Annotated in this window: 15 protein-coding genes; 10 read left to right on the top strand and 5 right to left on the bottom strand. The window is 64.3% G+C overall.

Features of this window, described 5'->3' with window-relative positions:
- Positions 1-3 precede the first annotated feature (3 nt).
- Both C2U70_RS02230 and C2U70_RS02225 read right to left on the bottom strand, forming a co-directional pair.
- Positions 4-2,433 (bottom strand): TonB-dependent receptor, encoded by a 2,430-nt coding sequence (locus C2U70_RS02230; protein WP_246666643.1) that lies wholly within the window; start codon positions 2,431-2,433, stop codon positions 4-6.
- Positions 2,434-2,706: 273 nt separating this feature from the next.
- Positions 2,707-4,062, bottom strand: coding sequence for a histidine kinase (locus C2U70_RS02225; RefSeq protein ID WP_140976230.1), 1,356 nt, complete (start codon positions 4,060-4,062; stop codon positions 2,707-2,709).
- A gap of 206 nt (positions 4,063-4,268) precedes the next feature.
- Between C2U70_RS02225 and C2U70_RS02220 the strand changes: the two genes are divergently transcribed.
- Positions 4,269-4,889 carry a response regulator transcription factor gene (locus C2U70_RS02220; protein ID WP_140976229.1) on the top strand — a complete coding sequence of 207 codons (621 nt, stop codon included), beginning with the start codon at positions 4,269-4,271 and terminating at the stop codon, positions 4,887-4,889.
- A 72-nt stretch (positions 4,890-4,961) separates the two neighbouring features.
- Positions 4,962-5,807, top strand: coding sequence for an S-formylglutathione hydrolase (gene fghA, locus C2U70_RS02215; protein ID WP_140976228.1), 846 nt, complete (start codon positions 4,962-4,964; stop codon positions 5,805-5,807).
- A 156-nt stretch (positions 5,808-5,963) separates the two neighbouring features.
- On the opposite strand, the gene C2U70_RS02210 is transcribed toward fghA, so the two are convergent.
- Entirely contained in the window at positions 5,964-6,467 is a 504-nt protein-coding gene (locus tag C2U70_RS02210) for a DUF3280 domain-containing protein (RefSeq protein ID WP_140976227.1), read from the bottom strand.
- Positions 6,468-6,594: 127 nt separating this feature from the next.
- Between C2U70_RS02210 and C2U70_RS02205 the strand changes: the two genes are divergently transcribed.
- The 6 genes from C2U70_RS02205 (at position 6,595) to C2U70_RS02180 (ending at position 11,470) form a co-directional block, all read left to right on the top strand.
- Positions 6,595-7,776, top strand: coding sequence for an ABC transporter substrate-binding protein (locus C2U70_RS02205; protein WP_140976226.1), 1,182 nt, complete (start codon positions 6,595-6,597; stop codon positions 7,774-7,776).
- Between the two features lie 8 nt (positions 7,777-7,784).
- The gene (locus tag C2U70_RS02200) at positions 7,785-8,753 is read left to right on the top strand and encodes a YVTN family beta-propeller repeat protein (RefSeq protein WP_186294016.1); all 969 of its coding nucleotides are present in this window, start codon (positions 7,785-7,787) and stop codon (positions 8,751-8,753) included.
- Entirely contained in the window at positions 8,750-9,559 is an 810-nt protein-coding gene (locus tag C2U70_RS02195; protein ID WP_140976224.1) for an ABC transporter ATP-binding protein, read from the top strand. The genes C2U70_RS02200 and C2U70_RS02195 overlap by 4 nt, the downstream gene beginning before the upstream one ends.
- On the top strand, positions 9,556-10,419 hold the full coding sequence (locus tag C2U70_RS02190) for an ABC transporter permease (protein ID WP_140976223.1): 864 nt from the start codon (positions 9,556-9,558) through the stop codon (positions 10,417-10,419). Before C2U70_RS02195 ends, C2U70_RS02190 begins: the two co-directional genes overlap by 4 nt.
- Positions 10,416-11,030, top strand: coding sequence for a hypothetical protein (locus C2U70_RS02185; RefSeq protein WP_140976222.1), 615 nt, complete (start codon positions 10,416-10,418; stop codon positions 11,028-11,030). The genes C2U70_RS02190 and C2U70_RS02185 overlap by 4 nt, the downstream gene beginning before the upstream one ends.
- 134 nt (positions 11,031-11,164) lie before the next feature.
- On the top strand, positions 11,165-11,470 hold the full coding sequence (locus C2U70_RS02180; protein ID WP_140976221.1) for a copper-binding protein: 306 nt from the start codon (positions 11,165-11,167) through the stop codon (positions 11,468-11,470).
- 2 nt (positions 11,471-11,472) lie between these two features.
- Here the strand turns inward: C2U70_RS02180 and C2U70_RS02175 are convergent, their stop codons facing one another.
- Entirely contained in the window at positions 11,473-12,027 is a 555-nt protein-coding gene (locus C2U70_RS02175) for a PQQ-dependent catabolism-associated CXXCW motif protein (RefSeq protein WP_140976220.1), read from the bottom strand.
- 10 nt (positions 12,028-12,037) lie between these two features.
- Complete coding sequence (locus tag C2U70_RS02170) at positions 12,038-12,922, bottom strand: substrate-binding domain-containing protein (RefSeq protein ID WP_140976219.1); 885 nt, start codon at positions 12,920-12,922, stop codon at positions 12,038-12,040.
- Positions 12,923-13,190: 268 nt separating this feature from the next.
- On the opposite strand from C2U70_RS02170, the gene C2U70_RS02165 reads away from it, so the two are divergent.
- Both C2U70_RS02165 and C2U70_RS02160 read left to right on the top strand, forming a co-directional pair.
- Positions 13,191-13,976, top strand: coding sequence for a quinoprotein relay system zinc metallohydrolase 2 (locus C2U70_RS02165; RefSeq protein WP_433960658.1), 786 nt, complete (start codon positions 13,191-13,193; stop codon positions 13,974-13,976).
- Positions 13,977-14,023: 47 nt separating this feature from the next.
- A complete protein-coding gene (locus C2U70_RS02160) occupies positions 14,024-14,845 on the top strand; it encodes a quinoprotein dehydrogenase-associated SoxYZ-like carrier (protein ID WP_140976255.1) in 822 nt (273 codons plus the stop codon).
- Positions 14,846-14,871: the final 26 nt, after the last annotated feature.

The raw sequence follows: 14,871 nt of genomic DNA, 5'->3' as shown, positions 1-14,871 counted from the left end.
CGCTCAGAACGTCACCCGCATACCCGCATAGAATGCGCGCGGCCTTGCCGGGCTCAGCGAGCGCGGGTCGGTGAAGTCGGCGCCGCCATTGGTGAAGTTGGGCAAGGCCTCGCGGTCGAAGAACTGACCGTAGGTCGCGTAGCGCTTGTCGAAGATGTTGTCGACCTTGCCATAGAGCGTAACGTTCTTGGTAACCTGATAAGAGCTGTGGACGTTGAAGACCGTGTAGGACGGCAGCTTCGAATATTGATTGGACTCGTCGCCGACGAAATACTGGTTCGAGACGAACAACGCGTTGCCGCCGACCTTCCAGACGTCGGTCACATTGTAGTCGACCCCGACCTTGACGCGGTGACGCGGGATCGCGGGAAGCTGGTTGCCGGGCAGGACCTGGATGGTCTCGGTGACGGGATCCCTGAACGGGCTTTCGGAGCCGATCGCGAAGGCATCGAGATAGCGCGCGTCGAGGAACGAATAGCTTACCTGGAACTGCAACGTCGATGACTTGATGTTGACCTCGGCCTCGAGACCCTGACGCCTGGTACGGCCGACATTGGTGAAATAGCCGAAGCCGGTGCGGCCGACCGCAGGCACGGCAACGATGTCGTCATAATTGGTGGCGCGGAAGGCGCCGACCTTCCAGCCGAGCGTGCCGATGTTCAGCTCCCTGGTGCCGCGCAAGCCCGCCTCGACGGTCTTGGACACGACCTGCTTCAGCGGCGGGTCCGAGACCAGAAACGCGGCGAGAAGGCAGGGCCTGACGGGATCGGCGCAGCCGAGCTCGAGCGGCGTCGGCACCCGGTTGGCTTCGGAGTAGCCGGCATAGGCGGTCAGCTCGGGCGTGATCTTGTAGGTGCCGCCGATCACCGGATTGAAGCGGGTGAAGGTGTGGTCGCCGTTGAGCGCAGTGCCGAGCTGATCCTCCAGCGAGATGCGCGCCGCGTTAAAGCGGCCGCCGCCGGTGACGGCGAAGGCATCGGTGACGCTGAACGTGTCCATCGCGTAGATGCCGTTATACTGATTGACGGTCCGCAGCGAGACGGGGCCGGCAACGGGGTCAGGCACGCCGGTCGGTCCGAGGAACACGCCGCTGCCGGTGACGACATAATTTTCGCCGATCGAGCCGATCTCGGCCGTGGCGTTGTAGCGCGTGACGCTGGCGTCATAGCTTGCCCCCACAACGAAACGGTTCTCATGCCCAAGCAACTGGTCTGTGTTGGTGGCCTGGCCCGAGACGCCGAAAGTGGTCGAACGGATCGAGCCGCGGTCGATCTCGCCGAGGATCGTGCCGGGTGCAAAGGGATTGGCGAGCTGCACGCCGTTCACGCCGTTTGCCGGCGTGACGTCGTCGCCGAAGCACAGCAGCGCCGGATCGATGGCGCATTCCTGCGTGTCGGTCGGATTGCCGTCGACGACCTTCTGTTCGAACCGTCGCACATGCGCGGTGCCTTCGAAGGTCCAGGTCGGCGTCGCCTCGACCTTACCTGTCAGGTTGACGTAGCCGACCTTGTTGCTGGTGGTCTGGGGCGTTGTGTAGGTGGCTCCCCAATAATTGTTCAACAACTCGGCCGGAACGGTGGCGCTGGCGCCAAAATTGTTCTTGGCGGCGCCGATGTTGACGTGGAATTCGCTGTCCCCGCCCCTGTAGCCGACGTCGCTATAGAAGCGCCGCACCTTGGACTCCGAGAAATTGCGGAAGCCATTGTCGCGAATGCCTTCGAGCGCGGCGTAAACGGCGTAGTTCTGGTCGACCTGCTTGCCCCATTGCGCGGAGCCCTGGAGGCGGCCGAACGAGCCGCCCATGACGTCGATCTCCGCGCCCTGGTAGGTGAAGCCGTCCTTCATTTGCAGGTTGAGTGCGCCGCCGAGTGCATTGAGGCCGAAGGCGGGATTGTTGGTCACGAGGGTGACCGACCTGATCGCCGCAGTCGGGATCAGGTCCCAGTTCATCGCGTCCGAAAACGCTTCGTTGATGCGGACGCCGTTCTGGTACACGGCGAGGCCTTGCGGCGTGCCCGTCACGGGCGAGGCGACAAAGCCGCGGAATTCGACGTCGGGCGTAAACGGATTGCCGGTGACCTCGCTGATGTTGACGCCAGCGATGTTGTCGCGCAGCGCATCGGTGATGTTCAGCGAGCCAGTCCGCCTGATCTGGTTGGCATCGACGGCGTTGATGCTGGACGGGACCTTGTCGACATCGAGGCCCCGGCCGGTCCCAGGCGAGGTCGGATAGACGTACATCCGCGCTCGCGGAGCCGTCACGCGCGCCGGGGTTCGTGGCGTGGCGCGCCGCGTCGATGGCGGCGGCGCCGAGACTTCGACGGCGGGCAAATTCTGGACGTTGGTTTCCTCGTCCTGCGCGGCGCGCGCCGCACCGGTGCCGAGCACAAGCCCGGTCGCAACAGAAGCAATCAACAGACGTCGCGCGCCCATCCCAGTCGTCCCATCCATCCCGTCGCTTACGGCTTGTTGTCGTTTTCGCCGTTTCACTTGACGGAAAGTGTAGTCGGCACGCGCGATCGCACCAGCCCCAAAAGGTCGGAGGGAATCCACACCCATCTTCCCGACCAAATCGGGAATTTTTCCCGATTTTGAAACAACGTCATTGCGAGGAGCTCTTGCGACGAAGCAATCCAGAGTCTTACCGCGGCGGCAGTCTGGATTGCTTTGCTTCGCTTCGCTCGCAATGACGGTGGGTGCGGCAGCTCAGCCCGCGGTCGGAACCAGCGCCTCCACGGTCACGCCGCCTCCGCTGGAGGCGACGTTGAGCGTGCCGCCGAGCGCCAGGATCCGCTCGCGCATGCCGACGAGGCCGAAGCCGAGCTTTTGGCCGGGCTCCATGCCGCGGCCGTTGTCGCTGACCCGCACCCGGGCACAGACGCGGCCGTCATGACCGGCTTGGCCGGCCGGTTCGATGACGACGTTGACCGAGGTCGCACCGGCATGGCGGAACACGTTGGTCAGCGCCTCCTGCACGATGCGGTAGATGGTGAGGTCGGCGGTCTCGCCGGTGGTCCCGAGCGCGGGCGAGATCGAGGTTTCGATCGCAACGTCGGGATGCGATTCCCCCCACAGCCGGGACAGCGATTCCAGCGCCTGGCGCAGGCCGAATTCGGCGAGGCCGACGGGTCGCAGGCGCTCCAGCACGCGGCGATTGAACTGCTGCAGCGCATTGAGTTGCTCGAGCATAGCCGCACCGTGCTTGCGCAGCGATTCACCGCTCGGTTCGCGCGCCTCGGAGAGCTTTGCGAGCGCGGTGGCATGCGCCCGCAGCGAGAACAAATATGGCCCGAATTCGTCGTGCAGCTCGCGCGCGATCTCCTTGCGCTCGATGTCCTGCAGCGAGACCGCGCGCTCGGCGAGCCGGCGCTTGTCCTCCACCGCCTCCCCCAGGGTCGCGGCCAGATGATTGAGCTTGGTGCAGATGGCGGCGAGCTCGGGCGCCCCGCCCGGCTCGGCGCGCGCATCGTAGCGGCCGGCCTCCAGCTCGGTCATGGCCTGCGACAGCGATTGCAGCGGCGCAAGTGCCCGTCCCACCACCGTCATCATCACCAGGAACAGCGCCAGCGCGATCACCGAACCGACCTCGAGCTGGGTCAGAATACCGTCCCAGATCTCGGCAATCTCGTCGTTCGGGTGCGAGGTGATCAGCAGCGAGGCCGGCCTGCCATGGATCGACACGGGAACGCTGACCGCGGTCTGCTCGGGATGGACCAGGCTGACGAACCAGGCCGGTGGCGCGCGCGCATCATCGCTTTCGCCCGTGCGCGGCGGGGCGAACGCCTTGCCGGCGCCATCCTGCAGCGTGATCGAGACGTGGCGCAGCCGCGACAGGTCGCGGGCGATCTGGTTCAGCCTGGCGTCGGGATCCGGCGCCTCCTTCAGGTCGGCCACGATCATCTCGATGAATTCGCGCGCCAGGCGGATGACGCTCTGATCCTCGGCCTGGACGCGGGGCCCGGCTTCCGCGACCTGCCGCGCGATGTTCACCGCGAGCCCCAGCGCCAAGAGCAGCGCCAGCAGCAGGTTGATGCGCCCGCGCAAAGATAGATTTTGCCACATTGCTTTCGCCCGTTACCTGCGACGTTCGTAGGAGCTGTCCGGGATCGTTCACGATCCCATGGGATCGTGAACGACCCCATGCGATCGTAAACGACGCAGGGAACGTTGACAGACCCGAAACGCCCGATATCTAATCGAAAGCGTACAGCAAACCCGGCCCGATGCGACGCAAAAACGGGCCCATGGGGCTGCACGAGGAAACGCCGATGCGCATTCTGATCGTGGACGATCATCCCATCGTCGCCTCCGGCTGCCGTGCCGTGCTGGCCGACGAAGGCGAGATCGAGATTCTGGAGGCCGCCGATGCCGAAGACGGCGAGTGCGTCTTCATCGTCGAGCGTCCCGACCTCTGCATCATCGACATCAACCTGCCGACCGTCTCCGGCTTCGAGCTCGCGCGCCGGCTCCTCGAGCGCGTGCCCGAGGCCCGCATCATCATGTTCAGCATGAACGACGATCCCGCCTTCGCGGCGCGCGCGATCGAGTGCGGCGCCAAGGGTTACGTCTCCAAGACCGGCGACCCCAACGATCTCGTCGAAGCGATCCGCGCCGTCGGCAATGGCGGGACGTATTTGCCGAGCGCAATGGCGCGCAGCATCGCCTTTGCGGGACCGGCGCTGGCGCAAAACCCGCTGTCGAAGCTAAACGCGCGAGAGATGGAAATTCTGCGACTGCTCAGCGCCGGCAAGAGTCTTTCCGAAATTGCGTGGCTGGTGCAGTCCTCCTACAAGACGGTGGCCAACACCTCCTCCATCATGCGCCAGAAGCTCGGGGTCAAGACCTCCGTCGAGCTGGTGCGGCTGGCGATCGACAGCGGCGTGGCCTGACATCGCCACACATTCGGTCATACAAGCGTTGCAATCATCAGGTGGTGGTTTGGCGCCACGGAGTTTCCTGACATGACGATCCAGACTGTCTCGACCAACAAATCCTATGGCGGCGTGCAGGGCGTCTATCGCCACGCCAGCGCCGAGACCAAGACCGACATGACGTTCTCGGTCTTCGTGCCAGCGCATGCCGACGGCGCAAAGCTGCCGGTGGTCTGGTATCTCTCGGGGCTGACCTGCACCCACGCCAACGTCACCGAAAAGGGCGAATTCCGCCGCGCCTGCGCCGAGCTCGGGCTGATTTTCGTTGCGCCCGACACCAGCCCGCGCGGGGCCGACGTGCCTGGCGATGCCAACAACGCCTACGACTTCGGCTTAGGGGCCGGCTTCTACGTCGATGCCACCGAGACGCCGTTTGCGAAAAACTATCGCATGTGGAGCTACGTCACCGACGAGTTGCCAAAACTCGTCGCCGCCAACTTTCCGGTCGATGCCAAGCGGCAATCGGTGATGGGACATTCGATGGGCGGCCACGGCGCACTGACGGTCGCGCTGCGCAATCCGCACCGCTACCGCGCCGCGAGCGCCTTTGCGCCGATCGTGGCGCCGTCGCAGGTCCCCTGGGGCACCAAGGCGCTCGGCGGCTATCTCGGCCCCAACAACGACACCTGGCGCGCGCATGACACGGTGGCGCTGATCGAGGACGGCGCGAAATATTCCGGCTTCCTGGTCGACTACGGCGATGCCGACAATTTTCTGACCGAGCAGCTCCGCCCCGAGCTGCTGCAGGCCGCCTGCAGCAAGGCCAACATCCCGCTGACGCTGCGCCGGCAACCGGGCTACGATCACAGCTATTACTTCATCTCGACGTTCATGGCGGACCATCTGCACTGGCACGCGGCGAGACTGACGGCGTGACCTTTCTTCCTTCTCCCCTTGTGGGAGAAGGTGGCGCGAAGCGCCGGATGAGGGGTCTGCATCCGCGGAGAAAACCCCTCACCCGGCTTCGCTTTCGCGAAGCCACCCTCTCCCACAAGGGGAGAGGGTGCACCGTGCACGCGGGACGAAGTGCCCCTACTCCGGCCGCCCGTAATTCGGCGCGAGAATGCGGTTGCGGATGAGGTAGCTCATGGTACGGGTCCAGGATTCATCCGTGTTGCCGCGCATGTCGGCGCTGGCAGCGGTGATCATGGCTCCGGTCTTCACGTCGCGCAGATAGATGTTGAGGTTGATGATCAGGTTCGAGACCTTCTGCACCACGCCGGTGATTTCGAGATCGGCGCCCAACTGCCCGGCTAGCTTGAGGTCACAGCCCCCGCAGGCCTGCAGATTGGCGTGACGGGCGGCATCCCTGATGGGCGCGATGTCCAGCATCTGGTATTTGCCGGATTTTGTCAGTTCCTCGCGCAGCTGCTCGCTGATGCGGTCGAGCCGCACCAATTCCGGCTTGGAGCCGTAGAACTCGCCCGGCAGGCTGGTGTCGATCAGCTCGAAATCGAACACCACAAGCTTGGGCGGATCGGCAAGAGCGGCCGAGTTCATCAGCAGCAATGAGGCAATAAGCAGCAGCGCTCGCATGATTGTGATTCCTGCCTCTTGCGTCGCGACGACGAAATGCGGGGTTGCAAGCTAAGCCAAATCGGTCATGTTTCAAGGCAGGAAATGCCTCCACCGTTACAAGGCGGGGAGGATTCGAGGAGGAAACATGTTGCGATGGTTGGGAGGCGTGCTGGCTTTGAGTCTTGCGGCGACGCAGGCACTTGGCGCCGACCCAACCGAGATCGGCATCGGCTATCTCGGCCGCGCCGGCGTCAAGCAGACGCTCTCCCTGGTCGACCAGCCCGCCGACAATGACGGCCTCGCAGGTGCCCGTCTCGCGATCGACGACAACAACACGACCGGCAAATTCCTCAACCAGCGCTTCAAGCTCGAAGAGCGCCGGCTGAGGGACGGCGACGACGTAGCCAAGGCCGCCACAGAGCTCGCCGAGCGCAACACGTTCATCGTCGCCGACCTGCCGGCGGATGCGCTGCTGAAAGCCGCCGATGCGCTGCGCGAGCGCGGCACGCTGCTGTTCAACGTGGGCGCGATCGACGAGCGGCTGCGCGAGGCCGACTGCCGCGCCAACATCATCCACACGGCACCCACGCGTGCGATGCTGGCGGATGCGCTCGGGCAATACCTGGTGTGGAAACAATGGAAGCGCTGGCTGCTCGTAGTCGGCTCGCATGACGAGGACAAGCTGTTTGCCCACGCATTGCGCCGCACGGCGACGCGGTTCGGCGCCAAGATCGTGCAGGAGCGAGTCTTCGAAGATGCCGGCGGGGCACGGCGGACCGATAGCGGCGTGACGCTGATCCAGCGGCAGATGCCGGTCTTCACGCAGCAGGCGCCCGCCTATGACGTGTTGGTCGCAGCCGACGAGAGCGAGGTGTTCGCCAACTACCTGCCCTACCGCACCTGGGATCCGCGCCCCGTCGCGGGCTCGGCGGGCCTGGTACCGCGGAGCTGGGATGCTGCACAGGACCAATGGGGCGCGGTGCAGATGCAAAACCGCTTCATCAAGCTCAACCAGCGCCGCATGACGGCGCTGGACATGCAGGCCTGGACGGCCGTGCGCATCATCGGAGAGGCCACCTCGCGCACCAACTCGGGCGACACCAGGAAGGTCACCGATTTCATCAAGGGGCCGGATTTTTCGGTCGCCGCCTTCAAGGGAACAAGGCTGACCCTGCGCGACTGGAACCTGCAGCTTCGCCAGCCGATCCTGCTGGTCGATGGCCGCATGGTGGTTTCGGTGTCGCCGCAGGAAGGGTTTTTGCACCAGGTCTCGGAGCTCGATACGCTCGGCTATGACCGCCCGGAGAGCAAATGCAAATTGAAGTGAGGACGCGTATGTCGCAAATCTGGCGTGTCGGCCTGCTCTCCACAGCGCTGCTTGCGGCAGCACCCGCGCACGCCTTCATCGCCTATGTCTCGAATGAGAAGAGCAACACGGTGTCGGTCATCGACACGGATAGCTGGACCGTGGTCAAGACCATCAAGGTCGGCCAGCGGCCGCGCGGCATCGATTTCACGCGCGACGGCAAATTCGTGATGGTCGCGGTCGGCGACGACGACACCATTCAGGTGATCGACGCCAAGACGCAAGTCATCGTCGACAGCCTGCCCTCCGGACCCGACCCCGAGCTGTTTGCGCAGGACGCCGCCGGCAAGATTCTCTATGTCGCGAACGAGAACGACAACACGGTGACCGTGATCGATCTGGAGAAGCGTGCGCGACTCGGCGATATCCAGGTCGGCGTCGAACCGGAAGGCATGACCATCAGCCCGGACGGCAAGACGCTGATCAACACGTCGGAAACGACCAACATGGCGCATTTCATCGACACCGCCACGCGCCAGATCGTCGCCAACGTGCTGGTCGACGCGCGGCCGCGCTTTGCCGAGTTCAGGCACGATGCTTCGGAGCTGTGGATCTCGTCCGAGATCGGCGGCACCATCTCGATCATCGACCCCAAGAAGCATGAGGTGATCGGCAAGGTCACGTTCGAGATTCCGGGCCTGCGGAAAGAGGCGATCCAGCCGGTCGGCATCGGCATGACCAAGGACGACAAGACCGCCTTCGTCGCGCTCGGCCCGGCCAACCGCATTGCCGTGGTCGACACGGCGACGCGCAAGGTGACAAAGTATCTGCTGGTCGGACAGCGGGTCTGGCACATGGCGTTCACGCCGGATGAGAAATACTTGCTCACGACCAACGGCGTCTCCAACGACGTGTCGGTCATCGATGTCGCCGCGCAAAAGGTGATCAAGACCATCCAGGTCGGCGAACTGCCCTGGGGCATTGCGATTGCGCCATGACGACATCTGCACCCATTACCGAGCCCCGCCCGACCGCACCGGTGTCAGATCCGGCCATGGTGGCAGCGCTGTCGATCGATGGCGTCAGCCACTCTTATGGCGCGCGGCGGGCGCTTATGGATGTCAGCTTCAATGTCGCGCCGGCGAGCTTCACCGCGCTGCTCGGCCTCAATGGCGCCGGCAAGAGTACGCTGTTCTCGCTCGTTACGCGCCTGTTCGGCATCCAGACCGGCCGCGTCGGCATCTTCGGTCATGACATCAGCCGCACGCCAGGCGAAGCGCTTAGACTGCTCGGGGTCGTATTCCAGCAGCGCACGCTCGATCTCGATCTGTCGCTGACGCAGAACCTGCTCTATCACGCCGCCCTGCACGGCATCGGCCGCCGCGAGGCGGCTGCCCGCGCCGCCGAGCTGCTCGGCCGCATCGGGCTTTCCGACCGCGCGGCCAGCAAGGTGCGCGATCTCTCCGGCGGACAGATGCGGCGGCTCGAGATCGCACGCGCGCTGCTGCACCGGCCGCGGCTGCTGCTGCTGGACGAGCCGACCGTCGGGCTCGACGTCAAGGCGCGCGCCGACATCATCAGCCATGTCCGCCAACTCGTGACCGAGCAAGGTATCGGCGTGCTCTGGGCAACGCATCTGTTCGACGAGATCACCGCGAACGACGATCTCGTGGTGCTGCATCAGGGCAAGGTGCTAGCAAAGGGGCCGGTCGCCCGCGTGCTGGCCGAGGCCGGCGCGCCTGACGTCAACACCGCCTTCATGCGGCTGACCGGCGCGCAGACGATGCCGGGAGGCGGCGCGTGAGCAGCATCACCACCCAAGACTCCAACACCCATCGCGCGCCGCGCGGCTTCTCGCTGGCGGAATACATGACCTGCCTTGCCGGCATCGTCTGGCGCGAGGGCCTGCGTTTCCTGCATCAGCGCGAACGTTTTGTCTCCGCGCTGGTGCGGCCGCTGGTGTGGCTGTTCATTTTCGCTGCCGGCTTCCGCCAGGTGCTCGGCATTTCCATCATCCCGCCCTACGAGACCTATATCCTCTACGAGGTCTATATCGCGCCGGGCCTGATGGCGATGATCCAGCTTTTCAACGGCATGCAGTCCTCACTCTCGATGGTCTATGACCGCGAGATGGGCAACATGCGCACGCTCCTGGTCAGCCCGCTGCCGCGTTGGTTTCTGTTGTTCTGCAAGCTGCTCGCGGGCACCGCGGTGTCGCTGCTCCAGGTCTATGCGTTCCTCGTGATCGCCTGGTTCTGGGACATTTCGCCGCCGTCGTTCGGATACCTCACCGTGCTGCCGGCGTTGATCCTGTCCGGCCTGATGCTGGGTTCGCTCGGCATGCTGATTTCATCAGGCATCAAGCAGCTCGAGAATTTTGCCGGTGTCATGAACTTCGTGATCTTTCCGATGTTCTTTGCTTCCTCCGCCCTCTACCCGCTCTGGCGGGTGCAGGAGGGCAGCCCCTACCTCTATTACCTCTGCGAGGCCAATCCGTTCACGCTTGCGGTCGAGCTCATTCGTTTTGCGTTCTACGGGCAGGTCAACTGGATCTCGCTGGCGGTGGTCGCGACCTGCACAATCGTCTTCATGATCGGGGCGATCTATGCCTATGATCCCTCGCGCGGGCTGGTGCGGCGTGGTCCCGCGGGAGGCGAAGGATGACGTTTCGGATCGCAATCCTGGCGGCATTGGCGCTCGCGGCGACGAGCGGGGCCAGCCATGCGGCCGATCCGCGCTATCCCGACTGGCCCTGCACGCAAGCAAAAGTTCCCGAAGTCTCGCTCGCCGCCGTCTGGGCCGGCCCGCCGCTCGACGACATCAAGGACGCCTGGAAGAGCGACGCCAAGGTCAGCAGCCTCGTCTCGAAGCTGGCGGCGCGCAAGACGCCGATGGACGAGGCGGAAAAGTCCGTGAAGGAGTTTTTGGCCGGCTCCGCGGCTGACAAGGCCACCAACGCAAAGCTGCTGTTCGCCGGCCTGTTCGAGACGCTGAACGCGCAGCGCTCACAGGTCATGAACGGGCTCGAGCGCACCACCCGCAAGCAGCGCGAGGCCGCCGAAAAGATCCGCGATCAGACGCTGGAGCTGCAGGCCCTGCAAAGCGCGACGCCACGCGACGAGGCCAGGGTCGAAGCGCTCAGCAACGAGCTGATCTGGAAGACCCGCATTTTCGAGGACCGCAACAAGGTGGTGCGCTTCGTCTGCGAGGTCCCGACCACGATCGACCAGCGCCTGTTCGCGCTCGGCCGGGTGATCCAGCAGGAAATGGAATAGCGTCAGCCCTGCTGACGGCTCCGGAATGGTTCCCGCCAGGCACCGCAATCGTTAACCCTTCGTCCGCTATCTGCCGGAACCAAATCGATCTAGGATGTCTTGTCGAATGGAATCCACGTCATCGGGAGGCCTCGATGGGAACCAGACAATTCATCTTCGCAGGCGCAGCCGCCATCGGCATGCTCGCGTCCAGCGCGTACGCCGCTGACGACATGACCGGCATGATCACCGGCATCAACCGCCTTAACAGCACCATCTCGATCCAGCAGATGCAGAGCGGCACGGTCGGCGCCAGCGGCGGCGCTAGCGGTCCGGTGCAGGAGTTCAAGGCGAAGGACGCCGGGATGCTGGAGGCCGTCCACGTCGGCGACCGCGTGAGCTTTACAACGACCGAGGCCGGCGGCGCGAAGACCATCACCAAGCTGCAGAAGGCGAAGTAGGCCTAATCCGGCCGCGGCTCGGGCTGCGCCTCTGCGGTCATCAATCTGGCGCGCTCCCAGCCGTCGGTGCCGTCGGGGTACCAGGCGACGTTGGAGTAGCCGTAGGCGAGCGCGCGCTTGGCGGCGTTCCACGACATCCAGCAATCGGCGAGGCAATAGATCACCAGTAGCGCCGATTTGCTGCCGTGCGAGGCGCGCTCCAGGCCGCGGCGGAAATAATCGTCCATCGCCGGCGGCAGCGTGCCGTAGCCGGTATCGGGCAGCCAGATGCTGCCGGGAATGTCGAAGCGCGGCGCATCGCGCCAGACCGTGCCTGCGGGCAGGTTCTTCGGCTTCGGCGGACGCGGCATCACGTCGATGAAGGCGCCGCTCCTGTCGCGCCAGATGCCTTCCGCTTCCGATGTCGTCAGCACGCGTGCGCCCGCAAGCGTCGCCGGCACCGGCGCACGGTAATTGTCGCTGCGATAACCTTCCGGCTCGAACGGCTCCTGCTGCTGCGCCATCGCCGGCATCGCGAGTGCGGCGGCCATGAACGCAGCGGCGAGATGTCGCCTCATATCAATCGCCTCACGGCGCCTTCCCGGCGGCCTCTCCGCCGATCGGCTTGTCCTTCTCGTCGAGCAGCGGCACGCCGTATTCGAGCATGATCTTGTTGATCGCGCCCTGGTTCTCCTGGATCAGGCGGTTGAGCTGCCGCTTCCAGTTCTGGTCCGCGGGACGCACGCCCATACCGATGCGGTAGATCAGCTTCGGTCCACTCGTTTCCTTCAGCAGCGGCGTGACGTGCAACGGCTGCTCCTGCTTCTTCGCGTAATAGCCCGCCATCGGGCCCCACAGCACGCCGGCATCGATCGTGCCGGCAACGAGGTCCTTGATCATCGCGTCAGCCGAATTGTCGAAGCGGGTGTCGATCATCAGCGGATAAGGCTTCGCGTCGCCCATCAGGCCCGCGAGCGCCATGTTGGTTGCCGGCGGCGTGCCGGCGACGATGCCGATATGCTTGCCCTTGAGCCGTGGATCTTCCAACGTATCGACGTCCTCGAGACCACTGCCGGGCTTGGCGACCAGCGCGTAGGACGTGCGGTAGTAGGGATTGGTGCCCTGCACGAGGTCGTCGCCTTGCGGAAAGCCCATGATGACATCGCAGCGATGCGCCCCGAGCGTCATGCGCACGAAGCCGGTCGCCTGCGGGAAGAACACATAGTCGAGCTTCTTCTGCAGCTTTTCGGCGAGAAACTCCGCAAGCTTGTTCTCAAAACCTTCGCCCTTCTCGTTCGAGAACGGCAGGTTGCGCGGATCGGCACAGACGCGCAGCACCTTGGGATCGACGAGCTCGAAAGAGAGGTCGCCGGTGTCGCTGGTCTGAGCGCGCGCGACATCGCCGGCAACGAACGCCGTCACCGTCACCAACAGCAAGAACAACCAGCGACGATGTCGTCCGGCCTCCGTCATCGCGCTTCCTCCTCAATTCCATTGAATGCTATCCACGGGATGTGAGCCCGCATCCGTGGTTTGCCAAGCTTGGTGTTGGCTTCGCATTGTGCTGCACTGCAATGCAGCGGATTAAGGGAACTGAGGCGGAAAAGTGCCCCATCTCGCTTCAAAAATCGCATGCATCGCCCTGCTGGGGTTGACGACGTTAGCACGCGTCTCGGCGGCCGAATTGCCTGTGAGCGAAGTAGCCCCGGGGATTTTCGTGCACTCCGGGACAACTCAACTGATGACCCGCGAGAACGAAGGGGCCATCGCCAATGTCGGCTTCATCATCGGCGACAGCGCCGTCGCAATCATCGACACGGGCGGCAGTGTTCGCGAAGGCGAGGCCCTGCTCGCCGCTATCAGGGCACGGACCGGCAAGCCGATCCGCTACGTCATCAACACCCATGGCCATCCTGATCACGTCTTTGGCAACGCCGCATTTGCCGGCACGACGTTCGTCGGGCACGCGAAGCTGCCGGCCGCGCTGGCCGCGCGCGGACCGTATTATCTCGATAATTTCCGCCGGATCATGGGGAAAGAGCTGATCGATGCAGTCAAGATGGTGCCGCCGACGCTGCTGGTCAGCGACAGCATGAAGCTCGATCTGGGATCGCGCAGCCTGACGCTGCGGGCTTGGCCGGCCGCACATAGCGACAACGATTTGACGGTGCTGGACGAAACGACGGGAACGCTGTTCGGCGGCGACCTGGTTTTCCTCAGGCATATCCCCGTCATGGACGGCAGCATCCGCGGCTGGCTGAAGGTGCTCGGCGAACTGGAGGCCCTGCCCGCACGCCGCGTGGTTCCCGGTCACGGTCCCGTGAGCGACTTTCCAGCGGCGCTTGCCGATGAACGCCGTTATCTCCAGACATTGCTTGGCGACGTGCGCGCGCTCAACCAGAAGGGCGAACCGATCAAGGCCGCGGCTCAAACGGCCGGTGAATCCGAGCGGTCGCGCTGGCAACTCTTCGACGATTACAACGCCCGGAACGCAACCGCAGCATTTTCGGAAATTGAATGGGAGTAGCGGCCGCGCTACGCTGCCGGCTGCTTCGTCCGCGCGAGACCGCGATCATGAATGGAATTTCGCTGCGCCTTCCATTGCTGGCCACCCTGCTCGGCCTTGCGCTTGTCATGCCCGCGCGCGCCGAGGAGGCCTACGATCCCTGGCCCGGACTCGTCCAGGACATTTTTGCCAACCGGCCGATGCACGACGGCAGCGACGTCATCGGCATCGAGATGCCTTATCGTGCCGAGGACGCGGCCATCGTGCCGGTCACGCTGCGCATGAAGCTATCACCAGGTGACTCGCGGCGCGTGCGTTCGATCACGCTAGTGATCGATCGCAACCCCGCGCCGATGGCGGCGAAGTTCGAGCTCGGGCCGGATGCCAATGTGACTGAGATTTCCACCCGCGTGCGCGTCAACAATTACACCGACGTGCATGCGGTGGCCGAGCTCAGCGACGGCCAGCTCTATGTCAGCAAGACCTATGTGAAGGCCTCCGGCGGCTGCTCGGCTCCGGCCGGCAAGAACGCGGAAGAGGCCCAAAGCAGGCTCGGCAAGATGCGCTACCGGCAATTCTCGCGCGCGGACGAGGCGCCCGCAAGCCGGATCCGCGAAGCCCAGATCATGGTCGGCCATCCCAACAATTCTGGGCTGCAGATGGACCAGGTCACGCAGCTCTATATCCCGGCCTTCTTCGTCAACCAGTTGCGTCTGACCCAGGACGACAGCCTGATCCTTTCGATGGACGGCGGCATCTCGATCTCGGAGGATCCCAACCTCCGCTTCACCTACGTCTCCAACGGCGCAAAATATTTCCGCGCCGAGGCGAAGGATACGGATGGGCATGTGTTCCGGAACGAATGGGCGGTGGAGAAGCCGGGGACGTGATTACCTTCTCCGTCATGGCCGGGCTT

The sequence above is a fragment of the Bradyrhizobium guangdongense genome (genome assembly GCF_006483445.1).
Taxonomy (GTDB): domain Bacteria; phylum Pseudomonadota; class Alphaproteobacteria; order Rhizobiales; family Xanthobacteraceae; genus Bradyrhizobium; species Bradyrhizobium guangdongense_A.
Note: the sequence above shows the minus strand (reverse complement) of the source record. Positions and strands in the feature narration are given on the sequence as shown.

Bases quoted from the DNA above. Each gene is read 5' to 3' on its own strand.
- C2U70_RS02230 (WP_246666643.1), bottom strand. From the start codon at position 2,433: ATGGGCGCGCGACGTCTGTTGATTGCTTCTGTTGCGACCGGGCTTGTG.
- C2U70_RS02225 (WP_140976230.1), bottom strand. From the start codon at position 4,062: ATGTGGCAAAATCTATCTTTGCGCGGGCGCATCAACCTGCTGCTGGCG.
- C2U70_RS02220 (WP_140976229.1), top strand. From the start codon at position 4,269: ATGCGCATTCTGATCGTGGACGATCATCCCATCGTCGCCTCCGGCTGC.
- fghA (WP_140976228.1), top strand. From the start codon at position 4,962: ATGACGATCCAGACTGTCTCGACCAACAAATCCTATGGCGGCGTGCAG.
- C2U70_RS02210 (WP_140976227.1), bottom strand. From the start codon at position 6,467: ATGCGAGCGCTGCTGCTTATTGCCTCATTGCTGCTGATGAACTCGGCC.
- C2U70_RS02205 (WP_140976226.1), top strand. From the start codon at position 6,595: ATGTTGCGATGGTTGGGAGGCGTGCTGGCTTTGAGTCTTGCGGCGACG.
- C2U70_RS02200 (WP_186294016.1), top strand. From the start codon at position 7,785: ATGTCGCAAATCTGGCGTGTCGGCCTGCTCTCCACAGCGCTGCTTGCG.
- C2U70_RS02195 (WP_140976224.1), top strand. From the start codon at position 8,750: ATGACGACATCTGCACCCATTACCGAGCCCCGCCCGACCGCACCGGTG.
- C2U70_RS02185 (WP_140976222.1), top strand. From the start codon at position 10,416: ATGACGTTTCGGATCGCAATCCTGGCGGCATTGGCGCTCGCGGCGACG.
- C2U70_RS02180 (WP_140976221.1), top strand. From the start codon at position 11,165: ATGGGAACCAGACAATTCATCTTCGCAGGCGCAGCCGCCATCGGCATG.
- C2U70_RS02175 (WP_140976220.1), bottom strand. From the start codon at position 12,027: ATGAGGCGACATCTCGCCGCTGCGTTCATGGCCGCCGCACTCGCGATG.
- C2U70_RS02170 (WP_140976219.1), bottom strand. From the start codon at position 12,922: ATGACGGAGGCCGGACGACATCGTCGCTGGTTGTTCTTGCTGTTGGTG.
- C2U70_RS02165 (WP_433960658.1), top strand. From the start codon at position 13,191: ATGACCCGCGAGAACGAAGGGGCCATCGCCAATGTCGGCTTCATCATC.
- C2U70_RS02160 (WP_140976255.1), top strand. From the start codon at position 14,024: ATGAATGGAATTTCGCTGCGCCTTCCATTGCTGGCCACCCTGCTCGGC.